The following is a 20021-nucleotide window of genomic DNA, read 5'->3' as shown; positions in this document are numbered from 1 at the left end:
CGACCTCATCCGATCGATGCTCTGCGGCGTAGAAAAGCCGGGAGATCGAGGTTGTCTTGGACGAGAACACTTTGCTCTGCGGGAATGTCTTCCATGGCAAACGATTGTTCCGTTCCCAGGACGCGCACAGGACGGCCGCCGATGCCGGTGACGATGAGGATCACCTGCGCCCGTCCAGACATCATATCGTCGGTCGATGCGCCAAGTATCAGATCGCAGTCCGGAGGCAGCATCTGGCGCAAGTCCTCGACCGCGTCGCCGACTTCGTGAAGAGTCAAATCCGATCCGCCGGTGTAATGGACCAAAACGCCAGTGGCCTGGGAGATGCTATCGATTTCCAAAAGCGGATGGGTCATCGCTTGATGCGTCGCTTCCTTGGCTTTGTTCGGCCCTTCACTCAAACCGATGGCCATCAGCGCACCACCACCGTTGAGGATTAGCTGCCGTACGTGGGCGAAGTCGACGTTCATCAATCCCGGACGCATTATCAATTCGGCTATCCCTTGAACGCCTTGCCGCAAGACATCATCGGCCAGGCGGAAAGCCACTTCCAGGCTGAGATCTTTGGGAGCGATCTGGAGCAGGCGGTCATTGGGAACGGTGATCAACGTGTGTGAATGGGGCTGCAGTTTTCGAACCCCTTCGAGTGCGTTCTGGGCCCGCCGTTTCATCTCGAACGCAAACGGCAGGGTCACGACCGAGACGACGACAGCTCCGTTTTCTTTGGCGATTTCCGCTGCAACGGGCGCTGCGCCTGTTCCCGTGCCGCCTCCCATGCCTGCGGTGATGAACACCATGTCGGCGCCCTTGAGTGCCTTGGCGATTTCCTGGCTGCTTTCCATCGCAGCAGAAGCGCCGATACGTGGATCACCGCCGGCGCCCAGGCCTCGTGTGACGCGCGGCCCCAACTGGATGCGATCGGGAGCGGTGGTGATCCGGTCGACCAGACAACCGTCGTCGGCCAGATCCCGTTCGAATGCCCGGGGAAACTCGCTTTCCCCACCGACGAGGGTGACTTTGTGGGCCATACGAGCCTCAATTTTAGAGAACCCGAGCACGGGTTTGTGTTGTTGAATAAAGCCGGATAATTCTGCGAAGGCAGAGTTCAGTTCCACGTCATTGGGCAGCAGGACGTAATGATCCAACGATTTCGGAGTGAGGCCCGCGGGTTTCTTCTCCCCGGAGGATAGGACTTTTTGGATCGCCTCTACGATGGGCTTTGGCTGCGTTTCTTCGGTGAACCAACCAGCATTGCTGCCTGGTCGCTCCGAATCCGCAGAGAGACAGTAAAAGGCAAAATTCAGCACGTACTCCGGAATGTCCGTTCCGTTCAACGCGCGCAGAATACTCACGTTCTGTTCGATCTGGGCCGTGGTGTGATCTGTCTCTACCGCGAGGTCGGGAACGGCACCTCCTGCGATAACGAGCATTGGCGGAACCCGGCCGATACTCTGGGCGGTTAATTCCGCGTACCATTCGAAAGTGCGGAAACCGATTTGATCCTGGCAATTGGAAGGGGTGTGATACGGACGCGCTTCGGGCCACTGAGAGGGGCCTCCCGCACCCCAACCGAGCGGCTTATCGTAGGTCCAGGCGTAAACACCCAGATGCAAACTTTCGAGCAAGTCGGATTTTCCGCGGCGTACAAGCGATTCGAATGCACTTCGAAGGAATGCTGTGTCCCAGTAATCCCCGCCAGGTTCGAGCGGAGCGAATACCGGTTTCAACCCCAGCGATTGTTGATACTCCAACAGCGGAATGGTCCGATCGAGGAAGCGTTCGACGATCCCGCGCCGGTTCCATTCCGCAGTGTTCCAATTCCCGCGTAAGTTGGGGCGGTCGTATACGACGACGTAGTGGACTCCCCAGCGGGCGTAGCTTCGCAGCAAAGGATGTAACGCATGGGGATTCGTCTCTCCCAATTTGGCGCGTATCAGGATCACAGGTTCGATGCCCGCCTCGATTATGCCGCCTAGAAAATGTTCGGGAACGGTGCGTTCGCTGGATGCGTACAACGTCAGCCAGCGCGTGTTGAGCGATATAAGTACCGGCAACCAGGTGCGCAGGTCGTCTTGCGTATAGTGCAGATCATCGTTGCGGTACACATAACCAAGACGCGGGATGGCGGTGCTCATCGTGTTTGTGTTCCTCCGTGGTTGCGTATCATGCAAGTTCTATGCCTGACCGGTTTCATCGAGAGACCGAAAACTTGAGCACCTGACCGCTTGAATCAAGTGTGAGGCGGGCGAAATGTGCGTGGCGCCGGGAACCGTCCACGACGTGCTTGGCGAACGTATACACGTGTGTGGTCTGTTCACCTGCAACGAGTCGTTTGATCCCGAGTTGATTCGAGGGGCATTGATGTTGAGTGCTCTCACATCCGTACATGGGTTGTGGATGGATGCGGCAGTGCGCGTCCACCATTCCCGGTAGATATTTGGCAACGATGCTTTTCACGCGCTCGATTTCCGCAGGATCATCGACGTCGGCGAGATCTTCGACCCCAAGCGCACACACGGTCTTCATCTCCTTCGGCCGGGACTTTCTGCGTACGACTAATTTTTGTCCGGGGCGTGCAAGTTGGACGGCCGGGTTATAGAGTGGATCGCCGAAGAGAACGAAAGAGATCAGCGTCTTTTGATCTTCGCCGTCGAGATACCCCTGGCGTCGATGCATTTCGGCGGCCAACAGGAGTTTCGCCCTTCGCAGCGCCTCGCCCGCAGGGATCCTTTGGTTGACCTGGCCCCAGAGGAGATGCCCGAGGAGATCGGCTGCGATCAGCGGTGTGGTGACAGATCCATAGGAGACTTTCGTCGAGCCGACGAAAGTCCGCGTTCCTGAATCGAGGAACTTCAGGCACAGCGCCGAATCGATGGACTTGCCCTCGATGTTCGCTCCGTAGCAAGCCTCGGTATATATGACTTTGGGTGCTCGTCCGCTGTTGACGACGTCTTCAGGACGGAAGGCGATGGGGAAGTCCGGACCCGATCCGCTGTCCATCATGGGATCGCGTTGGCCGAACCATTCCGGTGCGTCTTCCAGACCATGAAGGTTGAAGTAGGAATAATGGAAGGGATGCGTCACGATCGGTGCGATCTGGGCTGCTTGTGCCGGAGGGGAAGTCAGCAGCGATCTGGGTTCGCCAATCGATTTGTAAACCGCCAAGGAGGCTTTGCGCCAGATGCTGGCGGTATATCCCAAAGAACGCGGCTTACGCCGCAGAAAACGTTCCAGGCGCAGGTAGAGCCATATTCGGATGCGCGTCATTAATCCAACGCTCTGAACTGCAATGCGGTGATCGACGATCATCTTTTCAAGCTGGTGGATGATCAAATCGGCCGAGTCGCCCGACGGCAGGCGGCCGACCGCCCACTGCGGAGCAAAGTAATTTTCGTCCGTCGTTGCGTAGGGGTTGTCGGAAAATACATAATCGTCGTCATCGTCGACGGGATTGGGCAATCGATGGAAGGGCAGGATGCGATCACCGCCGACGAGCAGCAGCGCGCCGATCATTTCGCCGCGCAGTTTCAAGGCTTGATCGAGATCGGCAAGTCGCAGCTTTATTTGCCAGGCGTTCGCCGGATCTGCAGGCTGCATTTTGAAGTTTTCAAACGAAGACGGATCGTCGATGTACACATGATAGGCGGTCCACCCGGGTCTCTTGCGGATGGTTTCGGTCAAAGTCACGATTGCCAGATCGATCTCTTTGAATTTTTCCTCGCCGAAAACTTGAATCAGGCGCGTTCGACTCGACAGGATGATGTACGCAGGGAAGCGGCGATCCTCGTCCGCAGCCTGACGCCGGGCATTCAGGCGCTCCGCGATGCGGGAGAAATCCGCTTCGACCTCGGGAAATGAGCTTGCGTCCGTCAAATCGTCTGCGAGGAGACCGTCGCCGCTGTTGGGTCCTTGAAAGCCTTCTCCGGGCAGAGGTTCGATGGGGTGCACGTCGATCGCATCGGAGGATGCCTGTGTGGATGCGCCGGCCTCGACGCTTTCCTGAATATTCTCCGCTTCGGACTTCAAGGAAGTCTCGGGAGAAGCAGACGGTTCGGAGGACAGCGATTGAGGGGCAGCGCCCGCCAATTTATTGGCCCCCAGGACCGCACTCACTTCTGCAGGCACCGGGCTGGCGAGTTTAAGCGTCATTCTTTCCGGCCACAACGTCCGATAGGGGTGTGCCTCGCCCAGGATTTTCATTGTGACAATTCCCAGCGGGTCGTCCACGGCCGCCTGGTGAAGATACGCCACCCCGCGGCTCACGTCGCCGCGCGCGAGCATATCCTTCGCGAGAAAGATGCGGAAGGCGATGCACTGTGGCCAGCGATCGTGACCCATTCGTGCAAGTGCAAGTGCGATTTGCTCCGCGCCGGCATTTTGATGGGCTTGAATCGCAACCAATATAGGAAGCGGCGTCTCGGGATCAGCGGCGAGTGCTTCCTGGGATTTGCGGATTGCCAACTCAGTATCGCCTTCCTGAATGGCATCGAGGCACTGAGCCAATTGAACGGCCCAGGATGGACTGTGTTCGGGATCGAGTATTTTCCCCTGCAGCAAATCCGCACACGATTGACTCACGCTGGAAGCCAAAGGATTGCCGTTCTCCTTATGCGCAGCGGCGAGCGTCTGAAATGCGGCAGAGTTTTCCGGATCGGATAACGTCAACTTGGTCAAGCGTTCAATGGCTTGTGTAACCCGGGTCTGGTCAATCTCGATTCGGGCAAGCTTGAGTTGAACTTCCATGTCACCGGTCCAAGTTTCGAGCCAGTCCAATGCTATGGAACGTGCAAAATCCAATCTACCTGCGATCCGAGCTGCTTCGATAAGCCGTATGAGTTCGAGGCGATCGATCATCGTTTCACCGTCCGTTTATATGCCGCCGTGCACCAATTCCAGCGCTCGAACAGCGGCTAGCTGCTGGATTATTTCCGTATCTTTCGGATTGAGTTCGATGGCGCGTTCGAGTAGGCGCGCAGCTTGGGGATACGCCTTTTGTTGTTTCAATATCAGCCCGGCGCGATAGTGGGATAAATCGTCCCGTGGATCGAGTTCAAGAGCGCGCCGGTAAGCATCGAGTGCTTGGGCGATTTCCCGGCGTTGTTCGTGCACCTGGCCCAGCTCGCGCGAGATCGAGGCTTGATCCGGTGTAGTGGATTGCGCTTGCAGTAATTCATCCAGCGCGCGATCCAACTGCCCGGCCAGACGGCACAGTCGGCCGACCTGGTAGCGATATGCTGCATCCCGCGGGGAGAGCAGCGTAGCCTGCGTCGCAGCTTCGATGGCGTTCTCGAGATCTCCAGCGCGTTCGTAAGCTTCCGCTAGTGTCGAATGCAATTTTTCGTCCCGTGGATGCGCTTCGAGCAGGGTGTGCAGTTCTGCAATCGCATGCTGCGGCCGGCCGATTTGAAGCAGGAGCTTGCAGCGGCCAACGCGAATGTCAAGCTGCCCTTCCGAGCTTTTAATCGCCTGATCGTATGCTCTGAGGGCTTTCTCGTATTTCCCCTGGCTGGCGAGAATTTCGCCCATCCCCACCAGGACTTCCATGTTTTTCGGCGCCATGCGAGCTGCAGAGTCGATGTGGGACATGGCTTGATCCGTCTTTCCCTGCGACATTGCAGCACGCGCGGCCCCAATCAAACAAGCAGGATCGGAGGGGTACAGCGTAGAGGCACGTTCAAACCAGGTCTGGGCGATTTCCGCTTTTCCGTTGGCCATGGCGACTTCGGCGGCTTCTTTCCAGGCCGATTTTCGTTCCGGCGCTCTCTCGATCAGCTGCTCGTAATAGACCAGGGCTTCGCTGAGCTGCCCCGAATTTTTTAGCGCGTGGGCCAAAGCATGTAAGTTTTCCGGATCATCGGGATCGAGTTCTGCAGCCTGCTGCAGATGCGCCACAGCGGCGTCGAAGCGATTCTGATCCTGATATCGCGATGCAGCGATCGTGTGCCACGTGACTTCGTTCGGCCACGCCGACAAGGCGAGGTTTAGACTCGAAAGCGAATCCTCGATTTCGCCAGCCTGCCAGAGGGTGTCGCTGGCAAGGAAACTGACCAGCGGCTGAACGACCATGTTGCGAGAGGCGATGTTGTAGGCCTGGATTGCCTGTGTGGTGTCACCCAGGCTTGTGTGGCACAAGCCAAGCAAGATCGCTCCCCAGGCGTCTGGGTCGATGTTGTCCGGGTCGGACTCGATGACCTCGATTGCTCTCTCCGGGTTTCCGGTTTTGAAAAGAAAGATCGCCAATGCGTGGACCATGCAGCTCCATCCAGGAGAGATCTCCATATCAAGATCGGAGTCGATATCCTCGATCGAGATCGAGTCGAAAGTTAACGAAGACCAGCGCTTGAGCCGATCGACGGTACGCTTCGCGGCGCCGGCTTGATAAATTCTTTCGATGAGCGAATTGATCTCGTTTTCGGCGGACGGCGATGCACATTGCGGTATTGGAGCGTGGGCCTGAGCGGCTCCAAGGGTTGCGTATAGCCAATATGTGTCCGCGATTCGCAAACGCAGCTTTGCTGATGCCAGAAGCGTTTCCACATCTCCGTCTTTGGAAAGTGTTTCTTCGATAACGTTTACCGCATCATCCCAGTGTCCAAGACGCATTGCAGTTTCCGCGATGCAGAACGTGTCTTCCGTCGTGCGGGGAGATGCTTGTAAGGTGTCTTGGAGAAGCTTCTCCGCTCGCATGAGATCGCCGTTCGTCAGGGCAATCTGTGAGAGCAGCGCATCGGCACGGAGTGGGTAGGTAGAAAACTCCCGAGCTTTCGAAAGCGTGTGTTCGGCTTCATCAAAGCGGCCCAGCTGCAAATAGCACTTTCCCAGATCCATGAGACAATCGATGTCGTTCGGAGAAAGTTGGACCGCGCGCTGCAGCACTTCCAAGGCATCCAGCGGAGATCCAAAACGCAGCAGTGAGTTACCGGCTTCTTTCGCAAGATCTGCAGAACCAGGTGCGAGCTTGTAGGCTCTCAATACATGGTCCAGACCTCTCTGTGTCTCACCGGCGGTGAAATACGCACGACCCAAATGCAAGTTCAGCCCGGCGTTGTCTCCATCGATCTGGATTGCTCGCTGCCAGAGACCGATTGCCGAAGCGTGACGATCCAGGTTCCACAGAGCTCGAGCACCCTGGGTGAGAGCGGCCAGGTTGTCCGGCTCGAACTCCAGAAGACGCATCCAGGCTTTCTGTTCAATCTCGATATCACCCAGCGTCTGACTCGTCTCCGCCAATTCTGCGTAGAAATCAGCCTCTTCTGAAGACCGTGCCAGGGCCTGTCTCAGATTGACCAGGGCGTAGGCGGGTTCGTCGAATTCGATCAGCAATTTTGCCGCTGCCAACAACGACTTCGGGTTCCGCCGATCGATCGCAAGCGCCTGACTCAAGGAATCCCTGGCTAATATGTGTCGTTCCGCGTTATGCGCATATCGTGCAAGATCCAACCAGCTGAGTTGATTGCCCGGATTATCTTCAAGTAGACGTTGTGTCGCCTGCATTGCATGATTCCATTCTTTCATGGCGACGGCGGAATCTCGCAGCGCGTTCAGCGCATCGGCGTTTCCGGGCTCGATTTCGACTGCCTGCTGAGCGACATGCAAGGATTGTTCAGGCATTCCGCCGGATAGGTAAGCGCGCGACAACTGGGTGAGAACGTCGGTCGACGCGGGGAATTTCTCTTGTGCGGTTTCCAGCGTCGTCAAGGCGATTGGGAGCCGTCCGGTGGCGAGTGCGGTTCTTGCGGTCCCCATCAGCGCTTTTATGCTAATATCCCGATCCGTTTCATTAATTGATTTCAAACTCGATTGATAGTTTTGGAACGCTAGCTCGTTTTCGCCGGCGTACTCCTGTGCACGCGCCATCCAATATTCCAGGTTCGGATCGGCGATCCCGGCATCACGTGCGATTTGCAGATGTTCCACGGCCTTCGAAGCAAATTGCATGTCCGAATGTTCTCCGGACTTGGCTATGACGCGTCCGGCAAGATAGTGTGCCTCGGCTGGGGCGTCAGCTGGAAGATGGCTGAGGAGCTCGGCAGCGAGATGATGCTCATTACGGTGTTCATGCACCTTGCCGAGCGCCGTGCGGACTCGCCAGTTGTAAGGTTCTTTCGAATGCGCTTCTTTGAGCGTCGACAATGCCGCATCATCTTGGCCGGAGTGATCAAGGACCGCACCATATCGCAGCAGCCATTCGACGTTGTCGGGATCCAATTCGACTGCCTTTACAATGGAATCTCTGCTCTGGTCCAGCAGTCCCTGGCGGCTATTGAATGCTGCCTGCGCAGCATAAAGCGATGCCTCTTCGGGCAGATGCCCGATGGATTTCGAAAGCACCTCAGCGGCTGCGTCCGAATCGCCGGCTGCTTCTTTCGTTTCTGCAAGTGCGATCCATGCCCGTGGATTATCGGGATGTATCTCTACCGCACGTTGGATATGCTTGAGGGCGGATTCGAAACGGCCCAGTGCAGAATGTGCTCTCCCAAGAACGATGTTGGCGCGCACGGAGTCGGGATCGTTTTTCAGCAGGTTGATTGCTGTCTCTTCCGCGATGGTAGCTTCGTTCGCTTGTAGTGCGCATTCCGCTACGTCCCACAGATAACTGGGATCATCGCTCGCAAGCTCTTTCCAGTGAGTCAGACTCGCATGCGCAGCGCCGCTTTCTTGTAAGTTTATAGCCAGAAGCTGACGCGCTTCATTGGCTTGGGGGTGGATTGCCAACAGCAGCGCGGCTTGTTCGGCAGCGGCCGTATGATCCCCCAGCGAGCTCAACTTGCCGATATACTCCGCTCTCGGTGTGTACTCATACGGTGAACGATTCACGTACGCTCTTGCAATCTGCAGGGAACTATCGAAATCTCCGCAGTCCTGCAATCCTTGCGACAATGCTTTCAGCCAGCGACCACTGAGGTGGAACGCTGTGGGAACGCGTATTGCCGCAGGACGTAGATGCGCAATCGCGTGATCTGTATCGCTTAGCCGAACGAGGGCGTTCCCAAGAGCGATTTGTTCCTCGATGCTCTGTGGGTCCTGATCGATGATGGACAGAACCTCATCGGGCCTATCTTGATCGACATACGTCAAAGCGAGATCGGCACGTCGCCTGGGCGAGGGGCACGAGCGAAGTGCTTGTTTCCGAGCTTCGATCTCCAGAACACCATCTCCCTCGAGATACGCCGTTTCAGCGATATGATCGGCGATCGAGGCTGCGGTTTTCGCGGTTGCCTTCCAGGCGAGATCGAGACGTTCTCTTGCGTCACCGTACTCTCCCAACGTGAGGTCGCGAATTGCATCCGTCAACAAGACTTCGGGGTCAGATTCCGCCGAAGCTGCGCGTCGGGTATCATCTTTCGACGTCGAATGCACGATTGCATTCACGAGTCCGGCTTCATCGAGTTCTCGAAGCAGAAGCGTAAATGGCTTCCACGTGTTCGGGAGCATCTCGATGATTTTCCCGGCAGCCTCATTCGCGGTCATGTTCGCCAGGAACATGTTTGCTGCGAGCGCAACGCCCTCGGGCGTCAGCCCATCGAGTAGAAGGTGGAGTAATTTTTGTGGATCATGGATCCACGTCCAGGCGCAGCACAGTGGTGATTTCCATAGTTGGGGTTGGCGACGAGCTGCGTTCGCAATTTCAGAGGCGTCGTCTCCGGCATTGCATTGGCGGGCAATGCCAACCGCCAGTAATGCGATCGATTCGAAATCCGTTTCGATTTCCGATCCGTGCAGGATCGTTTGCATCGAATTCTGTAGCCGAAATTCCAACGTTTCCGGCAGCGGTGATTCCGCGCTTTCAAGCTTGGCATCATCGAAAATGGAGTGGATCAGTGTGGAAGGTGTGATTGGCTTGGATGCATTTGAATGGATGACGCGCTCGATAAACGCAGGATCATGCAGTTTACTCCAGGCTGCAGGCACACGGAGCAGGTGCGCCAGGCTTAGAGACAACTCCTGGGGGCTGAGAATCGTACGCAGCGCATCGAGAACTGCTGAATCTGAAAGTGGGGAGTCCATGGGTTTCGGCTCAGCCCAGGTTCCATTCAATTTGTTGAATCAGCCAGTAGGACGCCGCGATCATGATCATGCCCAGTGAAATCAGGAATACGCCGATCCCATTTGCGGTACGAACCAGTTGATTGATCGACGAGGTCAACTCAGCCGCACTCTGGACCAATCCACTGATCTCGTGACTCATGCCCTTTTGGCCTAAACGAGCCGTATGCGCTGCAATCGTCTGCAATTCTTTGGAATAGCTTCTCGAAAGCAAGATCAAAACGCCGATCACGACCGACAAGCAGCCCAACAGAAATACTCCCGCTGCGATGATGATTTGCAGATCTTTATAAGAAAGCGGAATCATGTTCGCCTCCAGAATCTAGAATTCTGAAGGTGAATGTTGCAAGGAATGTGCCAGTATGGGTTTGGGCGTTTTTACTTTTTCTTGCTCTTGGACGAAACCTGAATATCCGGAGGCAAGTGTGCGAGGTCGATTTCTTCGTCGTCACAAAACAGCATCGCTCGTTCGATGACGTGCCGGAGTTCGCGAATATTGCCGGGCCAAGAGTGTGCTTTGAGCGCATCGATCGCACGGGAAGTTATGCCGGTAATGTTGTTTCCCGTTCGCAAGTTAATCTGGCGTATGAACGTACCGGCCAGGGCGGGAATGTCGACGATGCGATCTTTGAGTGGGGGTAGATGCAGATCGACCACCTTGAGCCGGTAGTAAAGATCCTCCCGAAATGCACCTTCCGCAATCATGGCCTTCAAATCACGGTTGGAAGCCGCCAGGATTTGGATGTCGACATCAATCTCGGTCACACCGCCGACGCGGCGAAAGCGGTGCTCGTCCAGCACGCGCAACAACTTCGCCTGCATTTCGGGCTTGGTCGACGAGATTTCATCCAGGAACAAAATACCCCCGTCTGCGATCTCGATCAGCCCGGGCTTCCGTTTCTGCGCGCCTGTGAATGCGCCTGCTTCGTGCCCGAAAAGTTCGGATTCGATCATCGTGTCGGGCAGCGCGGCGCAGTTGATGGGAATGAACGCCTTATCCGCGCGGGGACTCATGCTGTAAATCGCTCGAGCAAGCACTTCCTTGCCGGTTCCGGTCTCTCCGGTGATCAACACGGATGCGGAGGCCGCAGCGGCGCGCTGCGCCTCGCTGACGATGCGCTTCATCTCGGACGTTTCTCCGATCACCCATTCGGCTTGTTCGCCCGACGAGCGCCGTAAAAGATCGAGTTCCCGGCGCAGCAAGACCACTTCTTGCGCCCGTTCGACGGCCTGGAGCAAGCGGTTCAGATCCAGGGGTTTCTGGAGAAAATCCTGCGCTCCCTTCTTCATCGCTTCGACGGCGGTGTCCACCTCACCGAAAGCGGTGATCAAGATCACCGGCGGGCTGGGATTTTCCATGCTGATGCGATCGAGCAGGGATATGCCCGACCCATCCGGCAGAACGACGTCCAAGAGTACGATGTCCGCGGCGCCCGTATCGATGGCCTTGTTCGCAGATTTTAGATCGCCGGCCTCGATCGCCTCATAACCCGCGTCGCCGAGCGCTTCGGAAACGAACGATCTTGCGGTGTCTTCGTCGTCGACAATTAGAACCGTTCCACTCATGCATTTTCTCCTGCGGATGGTTTTGCGGCCGGCAGTGATATTGTAAAGACTGTGCCCGCGTCCGGGAAGCTTTCCACGTGAAGACTTCCTTTGTGGGCAGTCACAATCCTGCGGCTTATTGCTAATCCCAGGCCCGTACCTTCTTTTTTGGTGGTGAAGAAAGGATCATAAATGCGGTTGATCACGTCCGGGGGAATTCCGGGACCGGTGTCGGCAATCTTCAACTCGACCATGTCTCCTTGCACGGATTGATTCATCGATACCGCGATGGAGATGGTCCCGCCTTCGGGCATGGCTTCGAGCGCATTGGTGATCAGATTGACGATGACCTGTTCGAGCGTTCTCACGTCCGCCAATGCCTTCGACGCGTCCTTAGAAAACGTCGTGTGGTGAGAAACGTCGGACTGTGACAATCTGGGAGACCAGCGCGCGAGTATCCGGTTCATCAACTCGCTCAAATCGATCGGCTCGATTTTGAGTTCCAGAGGCCTCGAAAAGAAGAGCACGTCACTCATCAATTGATCCAGACGGTTGCATTCCTTTTGAACCCGTTGGAGGGATTTGTATGAAGGGTGGTCTTCTCCAAGTCGAGACGCAACAAGCTGGACGCCGGTGCTGATGTTGTTGATCGGGTTGCGTACTTCATGGGCGAATATGGCCATCAACTCGCCAAGTAAGGCCCGTTGCGAAAGCGTTTCGGTCTGATCCTCGATGGCCTGCTGCTCGGATTGATCTTTGAGAATGAGGAACAGGCTGGATGACAGTTCGCTCGTCGATGGTACGACGCGCAGATGGAACGGCAGACGAGTTCCGTCACGGCGGTGCAGCTGAACGCGTGATTGTTCCGCAAGACGTTGGTGGCCGAGGGCGTCGAGAAGTGTCGCAGAGATGTCTTCCGGTCCCACGAGGACATCCTGGATGGGCAGGCCGACGATTTCTTCGGGTTGATAGCCGAGTGAGCGATGAATTGCGGAATTGGCTTTCAACACGTGTAGATTTTCGTCGAGTGTGATTAGTGTATCTTGAAAGGATTCGAAGTAATTGGCTATTTCCTCTTCGAGACGGTTGACGTTCTGCTCCGCTTCCGCGAGAGCGCCTCGTTGTATTCCGGATAGGATCGCGGCATGGCAGAGATTGGCGATCACAGACATGACGGAATTCGTATCGGGCGGAACGGCTTCTTGCTCTTTCCAGCCGGCGACGAGTAAACCGATCCACGCCGTTGGTGTACCGAGAAGCGAGCAGTGCAGGGCGACCAATCCGGCAGCACGGGCGGCTTTGTGGAGTAGGTGATCGGGACGCTGGCCGATGGTCCAGGTGTTATTGGCCTGTAGCTGACTCAAATCGGTGGCCGCCAGTGATTTTGGAAATTCGAGTCCTTGCGCGTTATTCAAAATATAACCCGGACTGGTTGCGGACACACGATAGAGGTTGATCGAGGATGCGTTGAGCGCTTCTTTTCCAATTTCTAAGGCGGCGGGGAAGGCGGAAGGACCCCCTTCGAGCAGTAAACTGGAGATTTCTGTAAAATACTTCAACCGTCCGGCTTGTGCGCGTCGGTGTTCTGTGACTCGCTTTCGATGGCTCGAACGAGTCAGGATCAGAAGCAGCGCAGATCGTGAAGGACTGACGGGATAAGGCTGGATATCGACGAGTTCGATGGCGCCCTCGTGCGTGTGCAGAGGCACATCCTCGAGTAGAACATCGTGCTGCTCCCAACTATCGAGTAATTTGCCGAGCGCTTTTTCACCCGCTTCGTCTGGGAACAATTCGGATGGTGTTAACGTATCCAGGTCCGTACTCGCGTAGCCCGAGAGTAAAATGAATACATGATTCCAGGCATAGATGCGGGAACCATCTTCCGATATCACTAAAACGGCTGCATCGAGTGTATCTGCGAGGATTCGAAAGAATTCGTGAAAAGGAACAGGTTTGAAGAATCGGGCAATGGGATTTAGAGACGACGAATCCGTTGGCAAGTTATAACCCTATCGATGATTGCCCTTCGAGTCGCGATGCCGCAGACGAGCCGGCAGTATCCCCTCGATCGAACGGTACTTTGCGACCGTACGACGGGCAATTTTGATCCCTTCCTTGTGTAGTTTCTTGGCGATTTGTTCATCCGTGAGCGGACGTTTCTCGTTTTTAACAATCTCCTTGATGCGATCCCGAACCGACAAACTGCGATCGAAGAATCGGGAGAGTGGGAGAATGCGTCCGTCTGGAAATGCAACAGCCTTTTGCGCCACCGCGCGCGATATGGTCGATTCGTGAACGCCGATCTTATCGGCCAGCTCCGCACGCGTCATCGGACGCAGATAACGATCCCCTTTGAGTATGTATTCACGTTGCTGCGCAACGAGATTTTCCATGACCTGGCAGACCGTGTTGTTACGTTGCTGCAAGCATTTCACGAACAAACTGGCGCGTTCGATATGCTCCTTCCATTCCTCGGAAAGATCGCCGTCTTGGCGTTCCTGGTATTTTTTGAAAAGGGGATTGACGCGCAGCCAACCCGTGACAGGCGCAAAGATTTCAACGACGAGAGAGTCATCGTCATCCGACGTACTATGTGTGATAGAGATATCAGGTGAATGGTACACCTCGGGGTTTTCCGGCTGCGGCTGCCTGCCGGAACCCCATGACGATCTTGCGGGATAGGGGCTGAGATTGTCGTGGATGAACTCGGCCGCCTGACGTACACGATTCGCGCTGATGTCCAGATGGGAGGCGATTTTCTCGAATTCCCGGCGCCCCAATTCTGCGAAGTGGTCTTGCAGCAATTGCTTCGCAATTTCGCGCTTCTGGCCCCCGTTTGGCAGCAGATCGAGCTGCACTTGAAGGGCCTGCTGCGGTCCACTCGTCGCCAATCCTGGTGGATCTACGCGCGAAATCAACTGCAAGACGCGGTTCACTTGCGAAATCGGCGCACGCGTCATACGGGCGATGATGACGGGCGGATCTTGTAGAAAACCGTCATCGTCGAGGCTGGCCAGGATGTACAGCGCCAACTTTCGATCTTCAGGTTCCAGGTCCGCAGCCAATTGTTCGAGGACGAACGTCGCCAGGCTTTCGGGGGCAACGATTTCCCGGTCCATGGGATCGAAATCATCGTGACGTCGAGTTCCGCGGTTTGTATTCTGTGAAACACGTGGTGATAAGAAAACGATCGGTTCGTCCCCATCAGCCTTGCGGCTGCATACGGGGCAAGGTCCGGGCTGCCGCAGGCGTTTCTTACATTGGGGGCAGACGTTTTCTTCGACGAGTTCGAGCGCGGGATTCTCCGCAAGCTCGGAGATCACTTTATCCTTCAACTCCTGATTCGAAAGAAGCAGCAGGCTCATGGTTTGGGCCAGGTGGGCCGTCGTAAGCGGGCGCTGGGATTGATCTTGGATTTGAAACATAACTCGCCTCAAGTGTGAGAGTATACATCGGACGTTTCGTGTGCGCAACAACGTTGCAAGTAACGTGCCACTGTTCTTGCATGATAAAATCTCCGCATGGAATTAACTATAGTTGGCGGCGGTTTAGCAGGAAGTGAAGCAGCATGGCAAGCGGCGGAAAGCGGCTTGCGGGTAACTTTGTACGAAATGCGTCCGTCTGTGGAAACCGGTGCGCATCGTACGGATTCGTTGGCCGAACTCGTGTGTTCGAATTCGTTGGGCTCCAAGCTGCCGGATCGCGCCACGGGTATCCTTCTTAACGAAATCAAGCATCTGGGTTCATTATTGATCGGCTGTGCGGAACGCTTTTCCGTCCCGGCGGGTGGGGCGCTGGCAGTGGATCGAGACGGTTTCGCAAGAGCCGTAACACAGAAAATCCGAGATCATCCTCAAATCCGGGTGGTACGTGAGGAAGTTATCGACATCCCGGATGGATTGACGATCATCACGACCGGGCCTCTAACTTCACCGCGATTATCGGAAGCCTTGAAGCGCTTGACCGGTGATGACCATCTTTATTTCTTCGATGCGCTTGCCCCCATCGTCGAAGCGGAGAGCGTGGATATGTCGCTCGCGTATTCCGCCTCTCGCTACGGACGAGGAGAGTTGGAAGAGGGTGATTACATCAATTGTCCTCTTGATGAGGATGAATACGAGATCTTTGTGAACGCGCTGCGATCCGCCGATCGGATTCCACTGCGGGAATTCGAGGAAGTTATTCGGCAGGGCGTAAAAGCCGTACAGCTTCGCCGGGATAATCTGATGGGAAGTCTCTATAATTTGGTTGGATTTCAAACCAATCTAACTTACGCCGAACAGCGAAGAGTATTCCGTCTTGTTCCCGGGCTGCAAAATGCCAGGTTTATACGTTACGGACAGATGCACCGGAATACGTTCATCAACGCTCCGGAGGTGATACGCGAAACGCTGCAATTCAAATCACGCGACGATCTACTGCTTGCGGGGCAGATCACGGGCGTGGAAGGTTACATGGGAAATATTGCCACAGGCCTGCTGGCGGGCATAAACGCAAGCAGGTTTGCCAGGGGATGCGATCCCCTCGTTCTGCCTCACACGACGATGCTGGGTGCGTTGTGTCACTATATCACCAGCGCATCCTCTTCAGATTTTCAACCCATGAAGGCAAACCTGGGTTTATTGCCCAAGATGAACGACGGGGTACGCCGTAATCGTCGTGACCGAGCAAAAGCGTACGCCGAAAGATCGAGAAAAGACCTGGTGGATTATTTTGAGAAAAATAATTGCGCATAGCCATATAGTAATGAAAATGATTCATTACGTTTTCATATCAATGAAATATAGCAAGGCTATGCGAAATATTTTGCTGGTTGGCGTTCTTTTTATAGGGACCATCGTCAACGCAGGGTGCGGCAATCGGAACGAGGAGAGACGTTTCTCAGGAGACGAAGCACTCCAATTGGCCAGTACGCAGCTCGATTTCGGGAGTCGAATTCCTGGCACACTCGGGCATCTTGAGACAGGTGATTGGATCGCGGCGGAACTCGAAGCCGAAGGCTGGATAAGCACAATTCAGGAGTTCGAGTACCGTGGCGTTCAATTGAGGAACATCATCGGCAAATCGAACGTTCAAGCTGCGCCAGGGCCTGTCGTTATCGGTGCTCATTATGATACGAGGCCACAAGCGGATAGAGATCTATCGCATCCTCTTCAACCCGTGCCCGGTGCAAACGATGGCGCTTCCGGTGTCGCCGTTCTCCTCGAGCTGGCCAGCGTGCTGGATGAAGACGAATTTCGACAGCCCATTTGGCTGGTGTTCTTCGATGGCGAGGACAGCGGCAACATCGATGGGTGGGATTGGATCGTAGGTTCGACTTACTTCGTCGAGCACTTGACCTCAACACCCGAGGCCGTCGTGATCGTCGACATGGTGGGGGACGAAGACCTGCAGTTTTATTACGAGCGTAATTCCGACGACGATTTGGCGCAGGAGATCTGGGAAATCGCCGCGGATCTTGGATATCCATCCTTCATCGCAGAAGAACGATATTCGATTATCGATGATCACATCCCGTTTATCCACGCAGGCATACCCGCAGTCGACATCATCGATTTCGATTATCCGTTCTGGCATACTGCACACGATACAATCGACAAAATATCCGCCTCAAGCCTCGAACAAGTGGGGAGAACGCTTCAATTGTGGCTGGAAAGAACCGCTGAAAAGCAATAAATGAGTACATTGCGTCATGACACGTAGGAAAGCATCCATGGGTACCATGGATGTATAATTAGTATATGTCTAAAAAACCACAGAATATTGAACTACCCCAGGAACGCGCCTTTCTTGTTGGCGTCGAACTCGACGGCCAGCATAGTCTGCTGTCGCTTAAAGATTCCCTAGAAGAACTGAAGCTCCTCGCGGATACGGCGGGCCTTTCAGTCGTCGGTACGGCTTCCCAACACATTTCGCGGCCGAACCCCAAAACGCTGGTCGGATCCGGAAAAATCGCAGAGATCAAGGATCTAATCGAGAACACCGTTGCAGACGTCGTGATATTCGACGAGGAGTTATCCCCGCGTCACCAGCGGGAATTGGAGAAAATCTTCGGAGATGAAGTGCGCGTCCTCGACCGTACAGCTCTTATCCTGGATATATTCGCGCAGCATGCAATAACTCGCGAAGGAGCACTGCAGGTGGAGCTGGGGATCGGTCGGGGGCGTGGGCTTGCGAGGCCCGGGCGAGACCCAGCTGGAAGTGGATCGCCGGGAGATCGGCAGAAGGATTGCCAATCTACGAAGTCAGTTGGAGAAGGTCCGGGAACATCGAGGACGGCACCGCGAACAGCGAAGACGTGCAGCAATCCCAACGGTTGCGTTGGTGGGTTACACCAATGCCGGTAAATCGACGCTACTCAATCAACTCTCGAATGCCAACGTGCTCGTTGCGGATAAACTCTTTGCCACTCTCGATCCGACGACCCGTAGGGTCGAGCTGCCCGGTGGCAACGAAGTGCTCTTCACGGATACCGTAGGGTTCATCCAAAAACTGCCCACGACGCTCGTGGCGGCATTCCGGGCAACCTTGGAAGAAATTGGCGATTCAGATTTGCTTCTGCACGTCGTCGACGTCACGCATCCCAATGCGCTTGCGCAAGCAGAAGCGGTCCGAGCGACTCTCGATGAGATCGTCGATAAGGATATCCCACGCTTCACCGCATTGAACAAAATCGATCGATTACCAAATCCAGAAAGCGTTCACGAATTCATCGATGAATTCGAAAGAGCAGTACCAATCTCTGCGCTGCGTGGAGATGGTATAACATCGCTTCTATCCGCGATCGAAATCGAACTGAATGAGCAACTGGCAGAGATCTGTGTCGAGATACCTTATCGTTCGGGCAGATTAATCAGCCTCTTTCATCAACTCGGCCGTGTTGAACATCAAGAAAATCGCACGGAGACCGTCATACTTTCGGGCCGTTTACCCCAGAAATATCTACCGCAATATCAGATCTATCTGATGAACAGAAATCAAGACTGAAAATCCCGGTATTACGAGTATTCCAAGTACAAATAAATAAGAAGGCTGCGTGGTAATGCAGCCTTTAGGCATCAATGATGGTCAATGAGCGAAATTATTTATTTACCGCCAATGTGGCGAGTGAGGTGAAAAGATCTTCGACGCCGGCGCCGGTTTTCGCGCTGGTGTAGATATGCGTCGCGGTATGCTGCACGGCAAATTGCTGCGCAATGGAAGCATCTACTGCATTATCCATGTCGATCTTGTTACCTACAACGATGAATTTTTGGGTAGGTACCACTTCGAGGACGTCCTTGGCCCAAGTCTCGAGATTGGCCAGGCTCTCCGGTAAAGTTACATCATACACGAGTGCCGTGGCCAACGCTCCCCGGTAGAAATCCTGGCGGAAGAAGCGGAATCTTTCCTGCCCGGCCATGTCCCAGATTGAAAGTTTCACATCGCCAGTGGGTAAATGGCAAGTTTGGGTTTGAAAATCGACACCAATGGTTGCCACGCGTGATTCGTCGAATTTCCCTTCACAGTAGCGACGCACTAAAGAAGTCTTTCCCACGTTTTCGTCGCCAGCAATCACAACCTTTAATACCGGTAGCTTTTCCATGATGGGCGGACCTTCTACAATCCAGTTTCAGTCATTTTAGGAGTGATTTGTGTGGCAGTGCAAGATTTGACGCGTCCACCACGTCCTCGTTGAGGAAGTTCCGATTCGCTCTTTCGAACAGTCTATGTAGATCGTCGAGCTTCGATAATTGATTGGCGGAAGGTTCGGTTGTGTAAAGTGTCATCAGCGTCGTCAACTCGCCGGGAACGAAGCACAACCAGTTGCCGTTCTCGATCTGTGTCGAGCGCATCCCAGCTCCAAAAATTTCGCGTGTTGCGGAGCGGTAGGACGACAGCATTGGGACGATCAAGGCAGCGTCGAGTTCGAACTCTCCAATCGTGGCGATCGGCATGCCCGAGTCGTTCTTGTAAATAGCGTAACCAATCACACGGGCTTGATGCCGTCTGCGGATTGCAACGCTTTTACCTTCCGTCCTGGCTTTTCGCCAGGCGTCAGAACCGGGCCATGTGTCCAGCCAGGTCTCGATCGTCCGCATCTCTTTTTGATAGTGATCGAAGAGTTCCTGGAATTGTTCGCGATTGATCATGCCGGTGGCAAATTCCTCCGCCAGCTTACTCATTTTCTTGCGCACCCGCTCGATATAGACCTGTGCATTCTCCTCAGGGTCCTCGGACGTTTGTTGTTCTTCGGCCTGGTCTACGACGTTCTTCGGAGAATGGTCGGTATTTACTGAAGGAGTGCCCGTAGGTGGATTCGCTTGTCGTTGGCTCGAATCATTGGCATCTTCGGCGCTTCCTTCTGAACGGAGCAAGTGACGTAGCCTATCGAACATAACTGAATAAAACCTCTATTTATCGATTTGAACTACCAGGATGACGCGTGC

The 20021-nt window shown here is 54.8% G+C and carries 12 protein-coding genes; 3 read left to right on the top strand and 9 right to left on the bottom strand.

Translation table 11 applies throughout. The annotated features are described in order from the left end of the window. Window positions 1-5: 5 nt before the first annotated feature. The 7 genes from ftsZ to P8Z34_00920 all read right to left on the bottom strand — a co-directional run bounded on the left by ftsZ (window position 6) and on the right by P8Z34_00920 (window position 15017). Window positions 6-2135, bottom strand: coding sequence for a cell division protein FtsZ (gene ftsZ / locus P8Z34_00950; protein ID MEJ2549230.1), 2130 nt, complete (start codon window positions 2133-2135; stop codon window positions 6-8). Window positions 2136-2190: 55 nt separating this feature from the next. Further along, complete coding sequence (locus P8Z34_00945; GenBank protein ID MEJ2549229.1) at window positions 2191-4854, bottom strand: hypothetical protein; 2664 nt, start codon at window positions 4852-4854, stop codon at window positions 2191-2193. A 15-nt stretch (window positions 4855-4869) separates the two neighbouring features. Next, a complete protein-coding gene (locus P8Z34_00940; GenBank protein MEJ2549228.1) occupies window positions 4870-10008 on the bottom strand; it encodes a tetratricopeptide repeat protein in 5139 nt (1712 codons plus the stop codon). Between the two features lie 10 nt (window positions 10009-10018). Then, on the bottom strand, window positions 10019-10354 hold the full coding sequence (locus P8Z34_00935; protein ID MEJ2549227.1) for a hypothetical protein: 336 nt from the start codon (window positions 10352-10354) through the stop codon (window positions 10019-10021). 71 nt (window positions 10355-10425) lie between these two features. Then, complete coding sequence (locus P8Z34_00930; GenBank protein MEJ2549226.1) at window positions 10426-11613, bottom strand: sigma-54 dependent transcriptional regulator; 1188 nt, start codon at window positions 11611-11613, stop codon at window positions 10426-10428. Continuing rightward, on the bottom strand, window positions 11610-13484 hold the full coding sequence (locus P8Z34_00925; protein MEJ2549225.1) for an ATP-binding protein: 1875 nt from the start codon (window positions 13482-13484) through the stop codon (window positions 11610-11612). Before P8Z34_00925 ends, P8Z34_00930 begins: the two co-directional genes overlap by 4 nt. Window positions 13485-13601: 117 nt before the next feature. Then, window positions 13602-15017 (bottom strand): hypothetical protein, encoded by a 1416-nt coding sequence (locus P8Z34_00920; GenBank protein ID MEJ2549224.1) that lies wholly within the window; start codon window positions 15015-15017, stop codon window positions 13602-13604. A gap of 96 nt (window positions 15018-15113) precedes the next feature. Between P8Z34_00920 and trmFO the strand changes: the two genes are divergently transcribed. From trmFO to hflX, 3 genes are all read left to right on the top strand, one after another. Then, window positions 15114-16328 carry a methylenetetrahydrofolate--tRNA-(uracil(54)-C(5))-methyltransferase (FADH(2)-oxidizing) TrmFO gene (gene trmFO / locus P8Z34_00915; GenBank protein ID MEJ2549223.1) on the top strand — a complete coding sequence of 405 codons (1215 nt, stop codon included), beginning with the start codon at window positions 15114-15116 and terminating at the stop codon, window positions 16326-16328. 58 nt (window positions 16329-16386) lie between these two features. Then, a complete protein-coding gene (locus P8Z34_00910) occupies window positions 16387-17268 on the top strand; it encodes a M20/M25/M40 family metallo-hydrolase (GenBank protein ID MEJ2549222.1) in 882 nt (293 codons plus the stop codon). A gap of 489 nt (window positions 17269-17757) precedes the next feature. Then, window positions 17758-18579, top strand: a complete 822-nt coding sequence (gene hflX, locus P8Z34_00905) for a GTPase HflX (protein MEJ2549221.1) — start codon at window positions 17758-17760, stop codon at window positions 18577-18579. A gap of 94 nt (window positions 18580-18673) precedes the next feature. Here hflX and P8Z34_00900 read toward each other — a convergent pair whose 3' ends face one another. Both P8Z34_00900 and P8Z34_00895 read right to left on the bottom strand, forming a co-directional pair. After that, window positions 18674-19177 carry a GTP-binding protein gene (locus P8Z34_00900; protein MEJ2549220.1) on the bottom strand — a complete coding sequence of 168 codons (504 nt, stop codon included), beginning with the start codon at window positions 19175-19177 and terminating at the stop codon, window positions 18674-18676. A gap of 31 nt (window positions 19178-19208) precedes the next feature. Then, window positions 19209-19949, bottom strand: a complete 741-nt coding sequence (locus tag P8Z34_00895) for a hypothetical protein (GenBank protein MEJ2549219.1) — start codon at window positions 19947-19949, stop codon at window positions 19209-19211. Between the last annotated feature and the right edge of the window lie 72 nt (window positions 19950-20021).

The sequence above is a fragment of the Anaerolineales bacterium genome (assembly GCA_037382465.1).
Classification (GTDB): domain Bacteria; phylum Chloroflexota; class Anaerolineae; order Anaerolineales; family E44-bin32; genus WVZH01.
Note: the sequence above shows the minus strand (reverse complement) of the source record. Positions and strands in the feature narration are given on the sequence as shown.

Coding starts and splice junctions, on each gene's coding strand:
- P8Z34_00940 (MEJ2549228.1), bottom strand. CDS start 10,008: ATGGACTCCCCACTTTCAGATTCAGCAGTTCTCGATGCGCTGCGTACG.
- P8Z34_00900 (MEJ2549220.1), bottom strand. CDS start 19,177: ATGGAAAAGCTACCGGTATTAAAGGTTGTGATTGCTGGCGACGAAAAC.
- P8Z34_00930 (MEJ2549226.1), bottom strand. CDS start 11,613: ATGAGTGGAACGGTTCTAATTGTCGACGACGAAGACACCGCAAGATCG.
- P8Z34_00945 (MEJ2549229.1), bottom strand. CDS start 4,854: ATGATCGATCGCCTCGAACTCATACGGCTTATCGAAGCAGCTCGGATC.
- P8Z34_00935 (MEJ2549227.1), bottom strand. CDS start 10,354: ATGATTCCGCTTTCTTATAAAGATCTGCAAATCATCATCGCAGCGGGA.
- ftsZ (MEJ2549230.1), bottom strand. CDS start 2,135: ATGAGCACCGCCATCCCGCGTCTTGGTTATGTGTACCGCAACGATGAT.
- P8Z34_00920 (MEJ2549224.1), bottom strand. CDS start 15,017: ATGTTTCAAATCCAAGATCAATCCCAGCGCCCGCTTACGACGGCCCAC.
- P8Z34_00910 (MEJ2549222.1), top strand. CDS start 16,387: ATGCGAAATATTTTGCTGGTTGGCGTTCTTTTTATAGGGACCATCGTC.
- trmFO (MEJ2549223.1), top strand. CDS start 15,114: ATGGAATTAACTATAGTTGGCGGCGGTTTAGCAGGAAGTGAAGCAGCA.